General features: G+C 43.2%; 19 protein-coding genes and 1 pseudogene. 14 read left to right on the top strand and 6 right to left on the bottom strand.

What is annotated here, in order from left to right:
• Positions 1-30: 30 nt before the first annotated feature.
• Complete coding sequence (locus N646_RS19250) at positions 31-345, bottom strand: DUF496 family protein (RefSeq protein ID WP_005373603.1); 315 nt, start codon at positions 343-345, stop codon at positions 31-33.
• Positions 346-565: 220 nt separating this feature from the next.
• Between N646_RS19250 and N646_RS19255 the strand changes: the two genes are divergently transcribed.
• The 8 genes and pseudogenes from N646_RS19255 to N646_RS19290 all read left to right on the top strand — a co-directional run bounded on the left by N646_RS19255 (position 566) and on the right by N646_RS19290 (position 8,637).
• Complete coding sequence (locus tag N646_RS19255) at positions 566-790, top strand: hypothetical protein (RefSeq protein WP_005385630.1); 225 nt, start codon at positions 566-568, stop codon at positions 788-790.
• 165 nt (positions 791-955) lie between these two features.
• Positions 956-1,606, top strand: a complete 651-nt coding sequence (locus N646_RS19260) for a YceH family protein (RefSeq protein WP_005373594.1) — start codon at positions 956-958, stop codon at positions 1,604-1,606.
• Positions 1,603-1,920 carry a GIY-YIG nuclease family protein gene (locus N646_RS19265; protein ID WP_005373593.1) on the top strand — a complete coding sequence of 106 codons (318 nt, stop codon included), beginning with the start codon at positions 1,603-1,605 and terminating at the stop codon, positions 1,918-1,920. The genes N646_RS19260 and N646_RS19265 overlap by 4 nt, the downstream gene beginning before the upstream one ends.
• Positions 1,921-2,137: 217 nt before the next feature.
• Positions 2,138-3,166, top strand: a pseudogene (locus N646_RS19270) (autoinducer 2-binding periplasmic protein LuxP); the annotation flags it as partial.
• Entirely contained in the window at positions 3,166-5,742 is a 2,577-nt protein-coding gene (gene luxQ / locus N646_RS19275) for a quorum-sensing autoinducer 2 sensor kinase/phosphatase LuxQ (RefSeq protein ID WP_017819881.1), read from the top strand. The pseudogene N646_RS19270 and the gene luxQ, both read left to right, overlap by 1 nt.
• A gap of 295 nt (positions 5,743-6,037) precedes the next feature.
• Positions 6,038-6,493, top strand: a complete 456-nt coding sequence (gene slyA, locus N646_RS19280) for a transcriptional regulator SlyA (RefSeq protein ID WP_005373589.1) — start codon at positions 6,038-6,040, stop codon at positions 6,491-6,493.
• Between the two features lie 35 nt (positions 6,494-6,528).
• Positions 6,529-7,587, top strand: coding sequence for an HlyD family secretion protein (locus N646_RS19285; RefSeq protein WP_017635178.1), 1,059 nt, complete (start codon positions 6,529-6,531; stop codon positions 7,585-7,587).
• Positions 7,588-7,599: 12 nt separating this feature from the next.
• On the top strand, positions 7,600-8,637 hold the full coding sequence (locus N646_RS19290) for a DUF2955 domain-containing protein (protein WP_017635179.1): 1,038 nt from the start codon (positions 7,600-7,602) through the stop codon (positions 8,635-8,637).
• Between the two features lie 2 nt (positions 8,638-8,639).
• Here the strand turns inward: N646_RS19290 and N646_RS19295 are convergent, their stop codons facing one another.
• Both N646_RS19295 and N646_RS19300 read right to left on the bottom strand, forming a co-directional pair.
• Positions 8,640-9,302, bottom strand: a complete 663-nt coding sequence (locus tag N646_RS19295; RefSeq protein ID WP_017819882.1) for a flagellar brake protein — start codon at positions 9,300-9,302, stop codon at positions 8,640-8,642.
• Between the two features lie 94 nt (positions 9,303-9,396).
• The gene (locus N646_RS19300) at positions 9,397-10,323 is read right to left on the bottom strand and encodes a DMT family transporter (protein ID WP_017819883.1); all 927 of its coding nucleotides are present in this window, start codon (positions 10,321-10,323) and stop codon (positions 9,397-9,399) included.
• Between the two features lie 148 nt (positions 10,324-10,471).
• Between N646_RS19300 and N646_RS19305 the strand changes: the two genes are divergently transcribed.
• On the top strand, positions 10,472-10,927 hold the full coding sequence (locus N646_RS19305) for an Lrp/AsnC family transcriptional regulator (protein WP_005373581.1): 456 nt from the start codon (positions 10,472-10,474) through the stop codon (positions 10,925-10,927).
• A 5-nt stretch (positions 10,928-10,932) separates the two neighbouring features.
• Positions 10,933-11,556, top strand: coding sequence for a class I SAM-dependent methyltransferase (locus N646_RS19310; RefSeq protein ID WP_017819884.1), 624 nt, complete (start codon positions 10,933-10,935; stop codon positions 11,554-11,556).
• 526 nt (positions 11,557-12,082) lie between these two features.
• Here N646_RS19310 and N646_RS19315 read toward each other — a convergent pair.
• Positions 12,083-12,631 carry a hypothetical protein gene (locus tag N646_RS19315; protein ID WP_017635183.1) on the bottom strand — a complete coding sequence of 183 codons (549 nt, stop codon included), beginning with the start codon at positions 12,629-12,631 and terminating at the stop codon, positions 12,083-12,085.
• Positions 12,632-12,734: 103 nt separating this feature from the next.
• Between N646_RS19315 and N646_RS19320 the strand changes: the two genes are divergently transcribed.
• The 4 genes from N646_RS19320 to secF all read left to right on the top strand — a co-directional run bounded on the left by N646_RS19320 (position 12,735) and on the right by secF (position 16,959).
• The gene (locus N646_RS19320) at positions 12,735-13,403 is read left to right on the top strand and encodes an SH3 domain-containing protein (protein ID WP_017819885.1); all 669 of its coding nucleotides are present in this window, start codon (positions 12,735-12,737) and stop codon (positions 13,401-13,403) included.
• A gap of 168 nt (positions 13,404-13,571) precedes the next feature.
• The gene (locus N646_RS19325) at positions 13,572-14,051 is read left to right on the top strand and encodes a hypothetical protein (RefSeq protein WP_017819886.1); all 480 of its coding nucleotides are present in this window, start codon (positions 13,572-13,574) and stop codon (positions 14,049-14,051) included.
• A 164-nt stretch (positions 14,052-14,215) separates the two neighbouring features.
• Entirely contained in the window at positions 14,216-16,054 is a 1,839-nt protein-coding gene (gene secD / locus N646_RS19330) for a protein translocase subunit SecD (RefSeq protein WP_017819887.1), read from the top strand.
• 2 nt (positions 16,055-16,056) lie between these two features.
• A complete protein-coding gene (secF, locus tag N646_RS19335; protein WP_005373567.1) occupies positions 16,057-16,959 on the top strand; it encodes a protein translocase subunit SecF in 903 nt (300 codons plus the stop codon).
• Positions 16,960-17,017: 58 nt separating this feature from the next.
• On the opposite strand, the gene N646_RS19340 is transcribed toward secF, so the two are convergent.
• Together N646_RS19340 and N646_RS19345 are read right to left on the bottom strand one after the other, a co-directional pair.
• Positions 17,018-17,284 (bottom strand): hypothetical protein, encoded by a 267-nt coding sequence (locus N646_RS19340; RefSeq protein ID WP_017819888.1) that lies wholly within the window; start codon positions 17,282-17,284, stop codon positions 17,018-17,020.
• Between the two features lie 15 nt (positions 17,285-17,299).
• Positions 17,300-17,920 carry a LysE family translocator gene (locus N646_RS19345; RefSeq protein ID WP_021035942.1) on the bottom strand — a complete coding sequence of 207 codons (621 nt, stop codon included), beginning with the start codon at positions 17,918-17,920 and terminating at the stop codon, positions 17,300-17,302.
• Positions 17,921-18,345 lie beyond the last annotated feature (425 nt).

Genomic DNA, 18,345 nt, shown 5'->3' on the forward strand with positions numbered 1-18,345 from the left:
GCTCGGGGTTCGAAAATCTAGCTTACGCGTTTATTTTTTGCCGCTAGTTTGCTTGTCTTCTTCAGTCAGCTCACGAATGCGACGGCTGATGTCACGACGTGCTTTAGAGATCTCAGCGCTTTTAATGATGTGGTCATCAACACGATCTTCATAGTCTGCTTTCATATTTTTGATGATTGCGACGATTTCATCGTGAGTCATTTCTGGTTTGATGTAGTCTAGAAGGTTTTCTAGAAGATCAACACGTTTGCGGTTATCACGAACTTTCTTCTCGTTATCAAGAAGCTCACGTTTTAGTTTGTTTTTACGACGAGCTTGGTTAACGATTTCAAATACGCTACTCATAGTTCTCTTTCCTAATTTTATGAATATCTTCCTCGATTAAAGCACAACATCCAGTGGCATAACAGTCTTTAGATCAATAGCAATGCAGAGTTGAACATTTCTCAACCAATTGCGCTGTGTACATATAATCGTGCTGCTTTCTTCGAGTTTTGGCCAACATCGTAGAATCCATCGATTCATTGTCATAACGTGGCCTTCACTATATTATCAACACCATTGAATGCAAAATGATGAACTTGATATGGACTCTGGTAACACTGCGGAGCAAGTAAATAGTCAAGATAATGAGCAAGTCACTCGCTCTGTGGCTGAAAAGTTAAAAACGGCGTATATCAACGCCCGTGAGCAACTCGAAATCATCGAAGTTGAGCTTAATCGTTCAAAAATAATGATGGTCGACCAAGATGGCAATTTGACGAGAGTGCCGATTCTCTCGGAGCATTGATACCTGACCCTATTCGTAAGGGGTGTCAGGTCTTACGCTATGCTTTAGCCTGACACCAACACCTGAACCGCTAACGCTTCTTGCACTGCTGTGTGAATTTATGGCGTATGATTTCGAAGCGATTTAGGTACAAAGTCAAATGCAAAAATAATAAGGAAATGCATTATGAAAGTTGAGCTAACGGCAATTGAAGCACGAGTTATTGGTTGCTTGATCGAAAAAGAAGTCACTACCCCAGATCTTTACCCCCTCAGCCTAAACGCATTAACCAACGCGTGTAATCAAAAAAGCAACCGTGATCCCGTGATGTCACTCTCTGAGTCAGACGTTCTCGATGCCGTTGATGCTCTTATTGAGCGCAGGCTCGTCAGTGACGAAAGTGCGTTCAACAGCCGCGTCAGCAAGTATCAACACCGTTTCTGTAATACGGAATTTGGTGATTTAAAGCTGACAGAGCAGGAGAAGGGCATTGTATGCTGTATGCTTTTGCGCGGTGCTCAAACACCTGGGGAAATTCGTACTCGTACTAATCGTCTCGCGACATTTCATGATGTAAAAGAAGTGGAAACGGTCCTTGAGCATTTAGCAAGCGAAGAGAAAGGACCATTAGTGGTCAAATTACCACGTGAGGCTGGTAAGCGGGAGTCGCGTTATATGCATTTGTTCTGTGGTGATGTTGATGCGTCCGAACTTGCAGCGCCTGTGTCTGCTGCAAGCTCGAGCTCCGATCGAGTAAGTCAGCTAGAGCTCGAAGTCGCTCAGCTGAAAGAAGAGCTGGATGAATTAAAAGCTAAGGTTGAGTCACTGCTTTCATGATGGAAAATACAACGCAGCGTTGGAGTGTCTATCTGATACGAAATAACCGCAACGCGTTGTATTGTGGTGTTACCAATGATGTTGAACGAAGATTCAATCAGCACCAAACCGGAAAAGGAGCGAAAGCTTTGAAGGGAAAAGGCCCTTTGGTATTGGAATGGTCATCGGATTTTGACTCAAAGACGCTTGCCATGCGAGCAGAGTACTATATTAAGCAACTAACTAAAGCGAAAAAAGAGCTGCTCGTTATGTCAAAAGCAAATATTGTCGTCGACGAACATCAACAAATGATGTTAGAGATAGTGGCACTCTGATAAGCCCTTGCTACGCAAAGATACACGGAAACCGCCTATGTCACATTGGCGGTTTCTTTTTGTTTTTGGAGTACCATGTAGGAATAAACTGACGCATAATGGGTTGGTGTTCTGTTTAAAGGTCCTGAATATGAAAAGCGCGAAATGTCTCTACGTCATCGAGACAAAGGAAGCGACTCAATGTACTTTATTTGCATCCACTCAGACCAAGAACCAAGTTCTTAATGGGTATTGGGCATATCAAGAGTTTTTAGACCAGTTTCCACAACAGAAGCAGTTAACTAGTGCGTTGGCTGAAGTGGTAAGAGAAACCCCTGTACCCGTAGCAAAAGACAAAAAGCGTCCACTGAAAATTTCTGTTGTTTATCCAGGGCAGCAGATCTCTGATTATTGGATTCGAAACATCGATGCGTTTGAAAAACGCCTAGATAAGCTTGATATCGACTATCAACTAAATCAAGTGTTTACTCGTCCTAATGCAGATATAAAGCAGCAAAGTTTGTCTTTAATGGAGGCGCTGAAAAGCAACTCCGATTACTTGATCTTTACTCTAGATACCACAAGACATCGTAAGTTTGTTGAGCATGTCTTAGATTCAAAGAAAACCAAGTTAATTTTACAAAATATCACCACACCTGTTAGGGATTGGGAACATCATCAGCCGTTTCTTTATGTTGGTTTCGACCACGCAGAAGGAAGTCGTGAATTGGCCGTTGAGTTTGGCAAGCGTTTCCCTAAACATAGCCACTATAGTGTTCTCTACTTCTCAGAGGGCTACATTAGTGACATCAGAGGCAACACTTTTATCAACCAAGTGAACCGCGATAATCAATTTGAACTACAATCTGCTTACTACACCAAAGCAACAAAGCAATCTGGGTATGAAGCTGCAAAAGCCAGTTTGGAGAAGTATCCGGACGTTGACTTCATTTACGCGTGTTCTACCGATGTAGCATTAGGTGCTGTTGACGCTCTTAAAGAGTTAGGTCGTGATGATGTCATGATCAATGGTTGGGGCGGCGGTTCAGCAGAGTTAGAGGCGCTTTCTAAAGGGGAGTTAGACGTTACCGTTATGCGTATGAACGATGATACAGGTATTGCAATGGCTGAGGCCATTAAGTGGGATTTAGAAGGAAAGCCAGTTCCCACCGTTTACTCTGGTGATTTTGAAGTCGTTACCAAATCGGACTCTCCAGAAAGAATTGAAGCATTAAGAAAACGTGCATTTAGATACTCAGATAATTGATGACAACTACATCAAAAACAAGAAAGCGTCGCTCACTGTCGACGCTTATTACCAAAATAATTATTCTCGTACTTGCTCCGATCATTCTAGGCATCTTTGTTCAGAGTTATTACTTCTCGAAGCAGATTATTTGGCAGGAAGTCGACCGAACCAAGCAGCAGACCTCTGCCCTGATCCTGAACATTTTTGATAGCCATTTTGCAGCGATTCAGATTCATCACAACAGCAATTCGAAAAGTGATGTTGTATTGGATTTTTATACAGAACGTGATGAAGAGGCACTCAATTACTTTTTCATGAGTATTGACCAGAGTGATCCTTCCCATACACCAGAGTTTCGTTTCCTAACCGATCATCAAGGTATTATTTGGGACGATGGCAACGCGCATTTCTATGGCATCAACAACCTGATACTTAGCCGACTTGCCAGTCAAGTGACCTTTAGCAACAACTGGTATTATCTACCCTCACAGACCCCGATGGGAACTCGCCATCTTTTACTTCGTCGTGTACCCGTTTTACAACCTAAAACCGGTGAAGTGATGGGGTACTCTTACAATGTTGTTGTTTTAGATAATAACTTTGGGTTGATGGAAAGGTTAAAAAATGAAGGCAACGTCGACAATGTTGTGTTGGTCGCTAACAACACACCATTGGCAAGCTCATTAGTAGGAGATGAGGCTTATCAAATATTTGACGTACTCAAACGACGAGAGTCCCAGCACAAGCTTGACCAATTATTGATCATCAAAACCCCTATTGAGGTAAATGCCGCCGAGACTGACTTGTGCTTGCTTACTGTGCAAGACAATCAGAGCGTGGTGACATTGCAAATCCAACACCTGCTAGCAATGCTAGCCTCAGTTATCGGTATGGTCATGATTGCGCTAATGACTAAAGAATGGATCGAGAATCGAGTAGTTGAAGAGTTAGGATCCCTGATGGCATATACCCGATCGGCTCGTGAAGAAAAAGGATTTGAGCGTTTTGAGGGGTCAGATATTGAGGAATTCGATCATATTGGTTCGACACTAGAAAACACTTTTGAAGAGCTTGAAGCACAAAAGCGGTCTTTCCGCGACCTGTTTAACTTTGCGTTATCACCTATTATGGTGTGGTCTGAATCGGGTGTACTTGTCCAAATCAATCCGGCAGCACGCAAAGAGTTAGTCATGGAAAACGATGTTGAAACCATGCACCCAGTGTTCAAAGGTTTCAAAGAAAAGTTGATGCCACACCTTCGCATGGCGGCTCAGGGAGCTACGTTGACAGGCGTTAATGTGCCAATTGGAGACAAAGTATATCGCTGGAACTTATCGCCGATTCGAGTTGATGGAGATATTAGCGGTATTATTGTTCAAGGTCAGGATATAACCACGCTTATTGAGGCGGAAAAACAGAGTAACTTGGCGCGCAAAGAAGCAGAAAAATCTGCTCAAGCCCGTGCCGACTTTCTGGCTAAAATGAGCCATGAGATCCGAACGCCAATCAATGGAATTTTAGGGGTTGCTCAATTGCTAAAAGACTCTGTGGAAACAGAAGAGCAGAATAACCAAATTGACGTACTTCGGCATAGTGGTGAGCACTTACTTGCTGTTTTGAATGATATTTTGGACTTTTCGAAGATTGAGCAGGGTAAGTTTAATATCCAAAAGCACCCGTTTTCTTTCACTGATACAATTCGAACGTTAGAAAACATTTATCGTCCTATTTGTGAAAGTAAAGGCGTCAACCTTGTCATTGAAAACAAAATAGATCCCAATGTTGAAATTTTTACTGACCAAGTTCGTCTGAACCAAATTTTATTCAACCTAGTCAGTAACTCAGTAAAGTTTACGCCCTCGGGTAGCGTGCGCTTGCATGCTGAACTTGAGCAGTTCTATGGCGCTGACAATAGCGTGCTGGTCGTGGAAATTACGGATACAGGTATCGGCATCGAGTCTGACAAACTCGACCAAATGTTCGAACCTTTTGTTCAAGAAGAAGCAACAACGACTCGAGAATACGGTGGCAGTGGCTTAGGGCTGACCATTGTGAAGAGCCTTGTCGATATGCTGGAAGGTGAAGTTCAAGTCCGCAGTCAGAAAGGCTTAGGAACGACTTTTGTCATTACAATGCCAGTGAAAGATCGTGAGCGAGTACTCACCCCTCTTGATTCGAGTTTGCGAGTTAAGCCAGGTGAACTATTTGCAGAGAGTCTCAAAGTGTTGTTGGTAGAGGATAACCATACTAACGCATTCATTCTAAAAGCGTTTTGTAACAAGTACAAAATGCAGGTTGATTGGGCGAAAGATGGGTTAGAAGCAATGGAATTCTTAAAAGATCATACTTACGATTTGATACTGATGGACAACCAACTTCCGCATCTTGGTGGAATTGAAACGACCAAAGAGATCCGACAAAAGCTAAAACTAGGCACGCCAATTTATGCGTGTACTGCTGACACCGCGAAAGAAACCAGTGACGCCTTTATGGAATCGGGTGCGAATTACGTGCTTCTCAAGCCGATTAAAGAAAATGCGCTCCATGAAGCATTTGTGGATTTTAAGCAGCGGTTCTTAGTCGAGCGAACATGAATAATTGGCTCACTACGGGATAACCCAATTATTCATTATCTGAAAAGCACAACACCATGACTGTGGGTTGTGCTTTTTTGTATCTGACCCTTTTACTCTTATACAAATCAGACTTTATTGGTCTCGACGTTTGTTGTGTACATCGCTGCATTTCAAATTCAAACATAGTGTTGTGTTACTTAGATTTCTGCCCCTTCACTGACACACCCAGCGTGATTTCAATCACAAAAAGATATTTACTTAGCGTGCTAACTATTTTATATTGCTTAGCACGCTAAGTAATTGAGTAGATCTTATGATTCAAGACATCAACAGTTTGCGAGACCTTTCTCTGGCTGAAAAATTATCTCGTGTTGCTCGTTTGTGGAAAATGGTTGCAGATCGCGAGTTAGAGCCTTTAAACCTGACGTATCCGCGTTGGACTGCGTTATGGAAGCTTTATCGAATGGGTGACAACATCAGTCAGAAGCATTTGGCTGAAGCGCTTGAGATCGAGTTAGCGTCGTTGATGCGAACATTAAAATTATTAGAAGAGCAATCTCTGATCACTCGCCATTGCTGTGAACACGATAAGCGAGCACGTATTGTTAGCCTCACAGAAGAGGGGAAAACCCTACTAAAGCAAATGGAGGCTCGGATTCTTCAAGTTCGAAGCAAGCTCCTAACGGACATCAACGACCAGGAACTTCAGCAGCTTTCATTGATTCTTGATCAGATTGCTCACAATGCGCTTGATTCACTTAGCGAATAAGTCAGAAAACCGAATAAAAAGAGAAGTAAACGCCTATGACTCCAGATCAAAAATTCGCACGTTGGATCAAATATTCTTGCGTCGCGTTTGTCCTTGTCTTTGCCTATTTTCTAGTTGCAGATCTCGCCATGCCGTTGACGCCTCAGGCAATGGCAACGCGTGTGGTAACTAAAGTGGCCCCCCGTGTGAGTGGGCAGATTACGCATCTTTATGTTGCCAACAACCAAGAAATAAGCCAAGGCGATCTACTATTTCAGATTGATCCCCAGCCTTATCAGCTCGCCGTAGAAAAGGCTCAACTTAACCTTGAGCGTGTGATTCAAAACAACGAACAACTTGATGCTTCTATTGCTGCGGCAAAAGCAGACGTTGAAGCGAGCAAAATCGTGGCGGAACAAAAAGTTCGCGAAGCAAAACGTCTTAATACCCTGTTTCACCGTAATGGTACTTCGCAACAGCAGCGCGATGACGCACAGAGCAGTGCAACGGCAGCTAAAGCGAACTTACTGGCCGCACGTGCTCGTTTAAAAGAGTTGGAAGTAAACCGCGGTGATTTAGGCGCGACGAATGTGAATATCCGCGTAGCGCAAAACCAGCTAAAACAAGCGGAACTTAATCTGTCTTACACTCAAGTCTCGGCGGAACATGATGGCGTTGTCGCTAACTTGCAGCTGGAGACGGGGGCCTATGCGGCAGCTGGTACACCTCTTGTCGCTTTAGTCTCCGATGACGTGGATATCATTGCCGACTTTCGTGAAAAGAGTTTACGACACTTTAATCAGAACAGCCGTGCGTTAGTGGCTTTTGATAGCTTACCTGGTGATGTATTTGAAGCTCGTATTACGAGTGTGGATGCCGGGGTCAGCTCGGGTCAATTCGATGCGGATGGTCGCTTAGCAACACCAACTGACTCAAACCGTTGGGTGAGAGACGCGCAGCGCTTACGTTTACATTTAGCTATCGATGAACCTCAGCAGCGCGCATTTCCAGCAGGGGCACGAGCAACCGTGCAGTTGTTGCCAGAAAACTCATTATCTGGTTGGTTAGCGAGGTGCCAGATCCAATTCTTGAGTCTTCTTCATTATATTTATTAACGAGGAGGCGATATGAAGTTATGGGACCACCCCATGTCGGAAAACGACTTCCGTCAGTGTTTGCGCATTGCAACTGGTGCGACCATTGGTTTCACTTTGTGTAAAGTATTTGGTTGGAACTATGGCGTATTCTTTACTGTAACCCCGATGCTGTTACTTGGAATGGTGCCAGTCATGAGTCTACATGCCGCACGACAACTGATTTTTTCAGCGGTTGTGTGTGGATTAGAAGTTGGTGTGCTTGGTGGGTTATTTGGTGGGCACCCAGGCATGATGACAATCATTGCATTCGGGTTGTTCCTGTATAAATTCGCCTGTATGTCAAAAGGGAGCTTATTCTTATTTGGAGCGAACAGCGTACTGAGCTTAAGCATCATGCTGCACTTTGCGAGTTATCCAACCACTGACTTAAATGACCTAATATTTAGCAACCTGCAAGCGAATGTTATTTCAGTGATCGTTGCTTATGTGGTGACATTTTTGATTCCCGATGCGGAACCTCGTCAGCCACCAGCGAAACCGTCGCAGCCTAAACAGAGTCATCGAATGCGTCATGAAGCCCTTATGGGGGCGAGTATCGCTACAATGTCTTTCCTTGTATTCCAGCTATTTGACCTCAGTGACTCTATGTCTGCTCAGGCGACAACCTTGCTTTTATTGTTTCCTATGCATTGGAACGGTGCTTTAGGGTATGCGCGAAAAAGAGCAATGGGAACCTTGATGGGGGTGACCTTTGGTATCGTCGGACAACTTGTATTATACGATTGGTCGGATACTTTATTGTTTATCGTCCCATTGCTTTGGATTGGGGCTATGATGTTCAGCTATATGCACGTGAAAGAATCTAGCGGTTCGGGAGCCGGATTTGGCGGCTTAACCACATTAGGCATTTTGTTCGGCCAATATCTTACTCCGGATGGTGACTTAATGTTCAGTGCGCTGTATCGCGTGAGCAGTATTTTGTTTGCTATTGTTGCGACGCTGCTTGTGACCTATACGGTTCACAGAATACTCAACAGCTTTGAGGCGACGCGCTTTAGCGAGCAGTAATTTCAGACGTTACTGGTTAGAAAGGATTGCTCCAGTAACTCTGTTTTTAGTTCGTGAGTCATCTCAATGGAACTAGCAAACTTAATTCCAACTACCCATCCCTTCGCCAATTTCTTAATGTTGGCAATGACACATCGATTTTCTTCTCCGATATAGTGGCTTAACGGGCATTCGATGGTAACACTCTCACCCACGTTGAATTCGGGCTCAATCAAGGTTGATATACCAACACCTGCTAGAGAGAAATCGATAAGGCTACCGTCGTAGACATTCCCTGCATGAATAACGTTACAGTCCATTTGCAACTTGTAACGCTCATGTTCTCGAACTGGTTTGGTTGCAAATGTTCCTGGAATGCGGATAAACAAAAGGGGGGATGGTCGAACGGTCGTCGTCAGTACGCTGGACTTAAACGCAATGACATGGCCTAACTCCGTATCTGATACACCACGCACGATGACATCGGCGTTGGGGAGTTTTCTCATCACTTGCTCTTCAAGCAAACGCATTGGTATATCAAGAATCAAATAAGCATTTTCTTTCATCCCCAGATAGGTGGTGGAATACGTATATTGATCCTTAGGCCCAAATTCGAAATTAGTAGAAAGTTTCATTCCCGGTTTGAGAAACCTATGCAGTTCATCTTTAGTATGAGTGGCTGGCATCACATTGGCGTTTTAATTATTAGTTGAGCTGAGGCTATCAAAACGCCATTTTGTTATTCAAGATAGTAAGGCATAAGTTTTTGTAAAATCATCGCTATCTGTGAAGTGGTGGGCGATAAGTTTGGCTCATTCCACCTTTCATAAAGATTTGGCTTGCCACAATACTGCCGCATGTGACCAACATCAGCGCTAACCAAGTGAGAGAATCTGGTTGTTCACCAAAAATTGGAACGGCAAGAAGTGTCGCGACGACTGGAGTTAATGAACCAAAAGCTGCGCTGGCTTCGGCACCGATGATCCTAATTGCATAAATGAAAGTGAAAGAAGCGATTAAACCTGCGCCAACACCTTGTAGCATCGCGTGGCCAAATAACTCCTCCCATTGCCACTGGCTGAACGGTGTTACCACCAAATAACTGTCTACCCACCCGAAACCAACGGCGATGATGAGCAGAGCCAAAGACGCAATTGCAACGAATCCTGCACAGACGTGTGCATTAAGATTGGCGACACGAGCGCTGATGGTGAAAGCAGCCCACATGATGCTGCCAGTTAGAAACAGGATATGCCCTTGTAATTGAGACCAGTTGTACTCTGCGCCGCTATTAGAAAGAAGGAATACGAAAATCCCTAACAACACCGTAGAAAGCCCGATTAAGCGGTGAGCACTCAGCGACTGTTGATAACAAAGTACCGCGATAGCAGAAACAAACAATGGCAAAGTGCCAGGTACTAATGCACTGCCGTGCGCCACGGGAGCGAAATGCATAGCCGTTCCGACGACCAGAAGATAGGGAAGGCCGCTTCCAACCACAACACCAACCAGGTAGCGTTTAGGCACGACGCGCAGCGACTGTTTATGCTTAATCACAAATGGTAATAAAATTATACTTGGGATGAGAAAGCGAACTAACGCGATATCGGCTGGCTGCAAGGCAGAAATTGCGCCCCCTTTTAAAGAAATAAAGAAACCAGACCAAAGCAGTAAGGTCGTTAATATAGCTGCGTATCCCAAGATCATTATCGACATGTCCATTTGTAAATGATGTGTTAATTGTTGAATAAAACTCTTGCCAAAGGGAGGCAAAGTTTGACGTAATTAGGCTTGATGTTGGTGATAAATTGCGTATAAATGTTAATTGTTAGTGATTAAAGGCACGGAAGAATAAATGGATAAAATTGACAGGCAACTTATCAACCTAATGCAGAAGGATGCCACTCTGACAACTGCAGAACTTGCTGACCAAGTAGGGCTATCGGCATCACCTTGTGCAAGACGCATTAAGCGTTTGGAGCAGGAAGGTGTAATAAGTGGTTATCGAGCTATTGTGTCCAGAGACACTGTAGGCATCGCGATGACTGTATTTGTTGAAGTGAGTTTAAATAACCACCAAGCTTCTTCGATTGATGAGTTTGAACATGCCGTTGTTGAGATGGATGAAGTGATCTCATGCCATGTCGTATCAGGGGCCTATGATTACCTGTTAGAGGTGGTCAGTAAAGATCTCGCTGGTTATGAAACATTTACTAGAAAGTTACAGCGATTAGAAAATGTGAAAGATATTCATACCCACCTGGCGATTAGACAAGTGAAAGGAAATGGCAGTTTGCCGATTTATGCATAAGAAAGATGAAATTTTTCGATAGACTTAAGATTGCCCACTATCATCGAAAGCGATATAGACAGTTTGGTAAAGACAGAGCCCGAACTCTGGGATGGGCAGATAAGTATAGTCAGATCAGCCGTTTTGAGGCGTTGTGTCGAGGGTTAACGTTAGACGGTTCAAGTATTTTAGATATTGGGTGCGGCTACGGAGACTTGTTAGCGTTTATCGAACTTACGGGGGGGCTTCCTCAAAGCTATATTGGCATTGATCAGCAAAAACAATTTATCTCTGAAGCCAGAAAACGAGATTTTCGTACGCAAAGTAAGTTTATATGTGGCGACTTTTCAACGTTGGTATTGCCTCGTTGCGATTTTGTTTTTGCTTCCGGATCATTGAACTATCAATCCACCAACCCAAATCATGCCATTGAAATGATTGATAAAATGTTCCGAGCGACAGAGAAAGGTTGTGTGTTTAACTTGTTGGATGAATCCAAACTACCCAGCATGAAAATGTTAGCGTCGCACAATAAAGAAGGTGTCTTTCGCTATTGTCGGTTGCTGTGTCCGAATACACGATTGATTGAGGGGTACTCCGAGCACGACTTTACGATTGCCATGATCAAAAAAGCGGAGTCCGTTTCCTGACTCCGCTTTATAAATTCTTAAGCCTTATTGGTTTTTGTATTGTGAGATTTCACAGTTACCTGTGTATCTATCAACCTTGAATGAGAACGCGGCTGAATGGTATTCCCTCCCATCACTCCATATTGTTTCTCCGAAGATTTTACACAGATCCAAATCACTGATTGAACCGAACTCTTTTACGTGCCTAACTACTGACAAAAACTTGGCTTTGGTAGCATTAGGACATTCCCTGTTACTTAATCGATTGATAACCATGTTTGTAGCATCATCTCCAGCCAAATGTGACTTTTTATTAAATTTTATTAATGGCTAAACTAACCAAAAAATGTCCATAAGTAAAGCATTAATGTGACGTATGTCTCTATAAATTGATTGTCTTGGTCATGGTTTAGTCAAGTTTGTCAAAGGGAACAATCCCATTATTTACATTTGATATCATTCACGACTAAGGAAAGATAAAAAGCACGAATAACGTCCAATATTGGAGTGAAAAACCAACATCGTCTATTCAAAACTGGCTCTGTTTTTACTTCGAAACATCTTGAGCGTATTGAAGCGCTCGAGCTTCTTTATCATAGACTTGTGACAGAGTTTGATATTGTGAAGAGAGGCGCTTGTAATCTTCAGCAAGTTCCAAAGCGTTGGTGTTATACCATTCCGCAGTTATTTGATTGGCTGTTTTGTTTGACTCGCGGCACTTCTGGGCCAGTATCTCCCACCCATTTGCTGACCATTGGGATTGTGTGCTCAATTTAAGCAGCTGATTCGCTTTAGTTGTGAGCTCTTCTTTGTATTGAATCGATGCTTTTAATTGCGCTTTGAACACATTTTGGTTCGACTTGGCACGCCAAAGTAGCACGAGCTCATGCAGTGAAAAGGTTTCGGACAATAACTGACGCTGTTTATGTTCGGTCAAAAGTGTATTGAATACCTCAACATGCTGATTGTAATTGGACTCTAAACGATTGAATTGGGTAAGATTGTCATTCCACGACGATGGGTTACATTGAATATTGGCGTGCCCCGTTATCGGGAACAGAAGAAATAGTAGTATCCAATTGAGTCTGTTGATCATTATTGCTCGCGTTAGTTGACCTGCTCTTTTGAGTATATACCCAAATTTCTACGACATGCGTGCTGCTGGTGGGATAAGAATAAAGAATGAAAAGGAAAAGGGCATGAAGAAAATTCTCGTCGCATTGATTGTCATGCTGTTGCTCGGCGGAGCGGGGGCTGGATACTATTTCTTCTTTATGCAGAAAGATGAACCTGAAGCACCAAAGGCTACACAAGTCGAGCAATCGTCACTGCAAAAAGAAACATCCAAACCGATTCTGGATTTAGAAGTCGCTCCCCCGGAAGTTACCGAGTACTACGTTATTGAGCGTCGTGTCAATGTTTACAACAAGCCTAACCTTAATGCTTTAGTTGTCGATACGCTCTATAAGGGAGAAAAAGTATCGGTGTTAGAAAAAGTAGATGGGTGGTACCGAATCTCCGGTTATCTTGTCTATGAAGAGGGTGGAGAAGAAAAAGCCGAATGGTTGAATGCTGAAGGGTTATCGGATGCAGAGCCAGTTATTAAAGAGCAAGAGCGCTTAGAGATATTGGATGAATACCTACAGAAGTCGGATGATTTAAAAGTTCACTTGGATATTTTCCGTAAGAAAACACAGCAATTGTTAGACGATGAAACCTGTGATCCGAGTGATTTTGAGGAGCTCGGTGGTTGGGTGCGTTCTGTGACGTTCAAAAAGCGCAACGTTTACTTCATCTATTGTGGCGGTTTGGAGCAAGAGAATAAGATCTACTTAGATGTTGATAAGGGCGAGATTTTTTATCGATAGCTCACCACTAATTACACTCGTTCTCTAAAGACGTTTTGATAAAAGCAATAACGATGCAAACCTGAAATCAGAGATTTATAACTTTTTAGTTGTGAACCATAATCAATAGGAATACTATCATTAAGCCAAGTGACCTAACTTGGTTCTTTGTTTTTTTAGTGAGTTCCTATGCCTTGGATTTACCTTAGAAAATTGATTTTGCTGCTATTTGCAATGGTATTGCTACCAGTGCATGTATCTGCTGCGCAAATCGATCACAAGGCTCACGTACCGCACTTTTCTAAGCTACAACCTTTTGTAGCCGTAAGTGTATCGCCAAACTCTTCCGTCGATTTTTCTGAAGCTTCAGAAGAAAGCTCTCAATCTCCAGTATCTGAAGGCCATGCAAGTCTCGATTCCGTTGCTTTGTTTAACTCTCAGCGCTGGACGTCTTACTTACGGGAAGGGCTTGATGACGAGCACGTAGATTTTGTCGGCGATCTCACTACTCCGTTTTACGCTGATGCGGGTTACGCATACAGCTTGATGGACATTAACTGGCGTCACAACCAGTCCACATTTTATCATTTCACAAGCGATCATCGCATTTCTGGTTGGAAAGAGACCAATGCCATGTACGTCGCACTCAATAGTCAGTTTTCTGCCTAAACACCATTTATTTGCACCATTGTGCACTCTTAACACGACGATTGTATTCGACAGGACGTGAGCGTTCTGAGCATTTCATACCTTGAATTTATTCTGGGAGCACCTGTCGTGTGTTAAGCCTTGTTATTAAAAGCTTCACTTCATCGTGAAGGGATGATGTTTACATGAAAAAAACACCAAAGCAGCAAAAGAACAGAAAGCTGATGAATCACTACTCAGCTTGGAAATATGTAGTATTAATCACGACGGTCATTATTTTAACCCTAAGTGCTATACCAACTTGGTTTGGCGAACAGCCTTCTATCCAGTTGACGTTTTCGGAGCAAAACAACAGTGAAATGTCGGTTGTTCATCTGAATCAACTGCTAAAAACCAACCATATTTCAGCCGACAAAATCATCGAAAAAGACGGCAAAACAACCATTGTATTCGATGGTGAAGATGCGCAAAGTAAAGCTCGTGCGTTGTTAAACAAAGAGCTAAATAAAGACGACAGCATCACTTTCTCATACGTATCGGTTGCGCCAGAATGGTTAAATGAGATGGGCTTTAGCCCAATTAAGCTCGGTCTTGACCTTCGTGGTGGCGTTCAGTTCTTGTTGAATGTTGATGTGAATAAAGCGTTTGAAGAACAACGTGATGCGTTGATTGATGAAATCAAAGCGAATCTGCGTGATCAACGTGTTCGTGGTGTGCAAGTTCGAGCAGAGAACGGCAACCGAATTACGGTAAACAGTGACAGCGAGCAAGCATTGTCGGAAGTGAACAAGTTCTTGCGTCAAAATTACCCGGGCTGGATTTCAAAAAGTTCATCTCGTGGCTTTGTGCTTGAACCGAGTGAACAAAATATCCAAGAATTTCAATCGTCGACTCTTCAACAAAACCTGAAGATCATGCGTGGTCGTATTGAAGAACTTGGTATCACAGAAGCACTAGTGCAACGCCAAGGTAAAGAGAGCATTCGAATTGAGCTCCCTGGTGTACAAGATCCTGCTCAAGCGAAAAACGTTATTGGTGCAACAGCAAGCTTGGCGTTTTATGAAGTGAAAGATGCGAGCCAAGCACACAGCAGCCAAGATCTTGTTCTTCAAGATAATGATGGTCGTACTGTGATTTTGGCAAAACGACCAGTTCTAACGGGCGAGCACATCGTGAACGCTCGTGCTGGTGTCGACAAAATGGGCATGTCAGAGGTAAATATTTCTCTTGACCACGCTGGTGGTAAGAAAATGAGTGACTTCTCAGCAACTCACATCGGCAAGCCAATGGCGACCGTTTACCGAGAGTACAAAACAAACGATCGCGGTGTAACTGAGCGTAGTGAGCGCGTTATCAGCGTCGCAACTATTCAATCTCAACTTGGTAGCCAGTTCCGTATTACTGGGGCAGGTAGCATGGACGATGCGCAGCAGTTGGCGCTATTGCTTCGCGCGGGGTCACTGACCGCGCCAGTTACTATTGTGGAAGAGCGAACAATCGGTGCTTCTCTGGGTGCAGAAAACATTGAAAACGGTTTTGCAGCACTGGCTTTAGGTATGGGACTAACACTGACCTTTATGGCACTTTGGTACCGCCGCTTAGGTTGGGTAGCAAATGTGGCGCTTTGTGCCAACATGCTTTGTTTACTTGGCTTAATCGCCTTGTTACCAGGAGCGGTTCTAACGCTTCCAGGTATTGCCGGTTTAGTGTTAACCGTCGGTATGGCAGTAGACACCAACGTTATTATCTTTGAACGTATTAAGGACAAAATGCGTGAAGGCCGCAGCTTCGCTCAAGCGATTGATCTTGGCTTTGACAGCGCATTCTCGACCATCCTTGATGCCAACATTACTACCATGATCACCGCCGTGATTTTGTACGCCATCGGTAATGGCCCAATCCAAGGCTTTGCCTTAACACTCGGATTAGGTTTGTTAACCAGTATGTTTACAGGCGTATTTGCCTCTCGAGCAATGATCAATTTAATTTGGGGCCGCGATGCCCGTCGTGATGTGAGGGTTTAATCATGGTCGAAATGCTAAAACAAAATATTCGTAAAATTCGCTACTTTACTACGCTAGTTTCCATCATTTTAACGGTGATCGCGATCGTCGCTCTAGGCTTTAAAGGGTTGAACCTAGGTTTGGACTTCACTGGCGGTATGGTGACAGAAGTAAAGGTAGATAAGCAGCTAACTAACCATGATCTGCTTGACGTTCTGCAACCAAAGCTTGGTGAATCTGCGTCAGTGACACGCTCTGGTGAAGATGGCCGTTGGGTGATTCGTTACTCTGCGCCGGAAGATGGACAAACGTTGCCAAGTGTAGAAGAGGTGTTGAAGCCAATCTCTCACCAAGTTGATGTTGTCAGCAACAGTATAGTTGGCGCTCAAGTTGGCCAAGACTTGTTTGAACAAGGTGGCTTAGCATTGTTGATTTGTGTGTTGAGTATTCTCGGTTACTTGTGTTTCCGTTTTGAGTGGCGTTTGGCAAGCGGTTCACTGTTTGCTTTGGCTCATGATGTGATCTTAGTGCTTGGTTTCTTTGCAATTACTCAAATGGAGTTCAACTTAACCGTTTTTGCTGCTGTGCTGGCGATTTTAGGTTACTCATTGAATGACTCGATCATCATTGCAGACCGAATCCGTGAGCTGTTGATTGCGAAACAGAGTTGGAAAACAGAAGACATCAATGATCAAGCTGTTATCGCGACGTTTTCACGCACTATGGTGACATCTGGTACGACATTGATCACTGTTGGTGCATTATGGATTATGGGAGGAGCGCCTTTGGCTGGTTTCTCAACCGCCATGTTTATTGGCGTTCTGTCGGGTACATGGTCTTCGATTTCGATTGGTACTGTGCTGCCGGAGTGGTTGAAACTGGAGCCGAAACATTATCTTCCAGTTGAGATTGACGCAGCGCCGTAGCATTATTTTTAAGGTAAAAGTGCTTGCGCCACTCATCTTGAGTGGCGCTTTTTTGTGCTTATTTCACGCGCATCAAGCGATGTTTCACAAGTCCCAAATCGAACTCTAAGACTTGTGAGCGCTTCATTGCTTCGACTTTATTCAACATCGACTCTTGGTAGCCTTTCTTCTTCATCCACTGAAGAGGTACAGAGAAAGTATCTTCATTAACGACATAAGACTCGCCTTTATGCTCACCGCTATAGACGTTCACAACCCAAACTCGGGCTTGAAAGTCCAATACTTCACCCATGACTTTAGCGATTTTATTCAGAATATTTTTCATTGTTTCCAGTTTGCCTTAGCTTAGTAGCAACCAGACACCAACTCCCATCATTAAAGTGCCTGCGATACGGTTCATTAGGCGTACATTCTTAGACTGACCTAATACGTGTTTCAACCCTTTACCACCAGTAGCGTACAGAGACATGCAAATGAACTCAAACAGTAAAATAATGGAGACAAGTATGATCAGTTGCGGTGCAAGTGCTGCGTTTTGGTCTATAAAAGGCGGTAAAAGAGAAATCATAAATGCCCAGCCTTTTGGGTTTGCGATTGCGGTAACGAAGCCTTGCATGATAAGTGCGATATTGTCACTCTTTGGTGTTTCTAAGTTGTCGACATTAATCGCAAGTTTCCCTCGCGACCGCCACATTTCAACTCCAAGATAGAGTAAATAACCGCCACCAATGAACTTTAACGCGATAAACATCCAAGGATAATTGAGCATAATCGCAGCGATACCTAACACCGCAGAGACTGACACCAGCGCGACACCGAGAAGTTCTCCTATCATCATCCATAACGTGCGACGATAACCGATACTCATACCTAACGTTAGGGCGAGAGTCATGCACATACCAGGCGTGATTGAGACAAAAAAGAAAGTAGGGATGAACATACTGAGCAATGCAAGATTCATATCTGTTGATGATTTAGTGATTAAAGAGAAGCCACAAAGATAGTGCAAAGTGGAAAAGGATGCTACTACAAAGCGAGCGATTACTTTCACTAGTAGCTAGTTGATGTTCTTCGAATATATAAATTTAAAATGAAATTATATTTTAATCTATGCGTCATAATAGTGCGTATTGCACCAGTATGAGACAAGCTCTTATATCATTTTTAGATTAAATATATTTAATTTATTATATTTTATCGGTATTAATCATCACTGTGTTAAAATAATCGAATTGATAACTAAATTATCATTAAATGCAGTAATTAAATGATATGTTTGATAATTATTTTTACTGATAATTGAATTATTATTCTAATCTCAAGTTTGTTGTAATCATATAGGCTTAAAATTCAGATCTTAAATCATGACATAATGTAACGTCTACC

Origin of the sequence: Vibrio alginolyticus NBRC 15630 = ATCC 17749 (assembly GCF_000354175.2) — a bacterium.
Taxonomy (GTDB): Bacteria; Pseudomonadota; Gammaproteobacteria; order Enterobacterales; family Vibrionaceae; genus Vibrio; species Vibrio alginolyticus.

Excerpts from the sequence above, each read along its gene's own strand:
- N646_RS19325 (WP_017819886.1), top strand. The coding sequence starts at position 13,572 with ATGCCTTGGATTTACCTTAGAAAATTGATTTTGCTGCTATTTGCAATG.
- N646_RS19345 (WP_021035942.1), bottom strand. The coding sequence starts at position 17,920 with ATGAATCTTGCATTGCTCAGTATGTTCATCCCTACTTTCTTTTTTGTC.
- secF (WP_005373567.1), top strand. The coding sequence starts at position 16,057 with ATGGTCGAAATGCTAAAACAAAATATTCGTAAAATTCGCTACTTTACT.
- N646_RS19250 (WP_005373603.1), bottom strand. The coding sequence starts at position 345 with ATGAGTAGCGTATTTGAAATCGTTAACCAAGCTCGTCGTAAAAACAAA.
- N646_RS19300 (WP_017819883.1), bottom strand. The coding sequence starts at position 10,323 with ATGATCTTGGGATACGCAGCTATATTAACGACCTTACTGCTTTGGTCT.
- luxQ (WP_017819881.1), top strand. The coding sequence starts at position 3,166 with ATGACAACTACATCAAAAACAAGAAAGCGTCGCTCACTGTCGACGCTT.
- N646_RS19310 (WP_017819884.1), top strand. The coding sequence starts at position 10,933 with ATGAAATTTTTCGATAGACTTAAGATTGCCCACTATCATCGAAAGCGA.
- N646_RS19290 (WP_017635179.1), top strand. The coding sequence starts at position 7,600 with ATGAAGTTATGGGACCACCCCATGTCGGAAAACGACTTCCGTCAGTGT.
- N646_RS19285 (WP_017635178.1), top strand. The coding sequence starts at position 6,529 with ATGACTCCAGATCAAAAATTCGCACGTTGGATCAAATATTCTTGCGTC.
- N646_RS19315 (WP_017635183.1), bottom strand. The coding sequence starts at position 12,631 with ATGATCAACAGACTCAATTGGATACTACTATTTCTTCTGTTCCCGATA.
- N646_RS19340 (WP_017819888.1), bottom strand. The coding sequence starts at position 17,284 with ATGAAAAATATTCTGAATAAAATCGCTAAAGTCATGGGTGAAGTATTG.
- N646_RS19255 (WP_005385630.1), top strand. The coding sequence starts at position 566 with ATGCAAAATGATGAACTTGATATGGACTCTGGTAACACTGCGGAGCAA.
- N646_RS19320 (WP_017819885.1), top strand. The coding sequence starts at position 12,735 with ATGAAGAAAATTCTCGTCGCATTGATTGTCATGCTGTTGCTCGGCGGA.
- N646_RS19305 (WP_005373581.1), top strand. The coding sequence starts at position 10,472 with ATGGATAAAATTGACAGGCAACTTATCAACCTAATGCAGAAGGATGCC.
- N646_RS19295 (WP_017819882.1), bottom strand. The coding sequence starts at position 9,302 with ATGCCAGCCACTCATACTAAAGATGAACTGCATAGGTTTCTCAAACCG.
- slyA (WP_005373589.1), top strand. The coding sequence starts at position 6,038 with ATGATTCAAGACATCAACAGTTTGCGAGACCTTTCTCTGGCTGAAAAA.
- N646_RS19265 (WP_005373593.1), top strand. The coding sequence starts at position 1,603 with ATGATGGAAAATACAACGCAGCGTTGGAGTGTCTATCTGATACGAAAT.
- secD (WP_017819887.1), top strand. The coding sequence starts at position 14,216 with ATGAAAAAAACACCAAAGCAGCAAAAGAACAGAAAGCTGATGAATCAC.
- N646_RS19260 (WP_005373594.1), top strand. The coding sequence starts at position 956 with ATGAAAGTTGAGCTAACGGCAATTGAAGCACGAGTTATTGGTTGCTTG.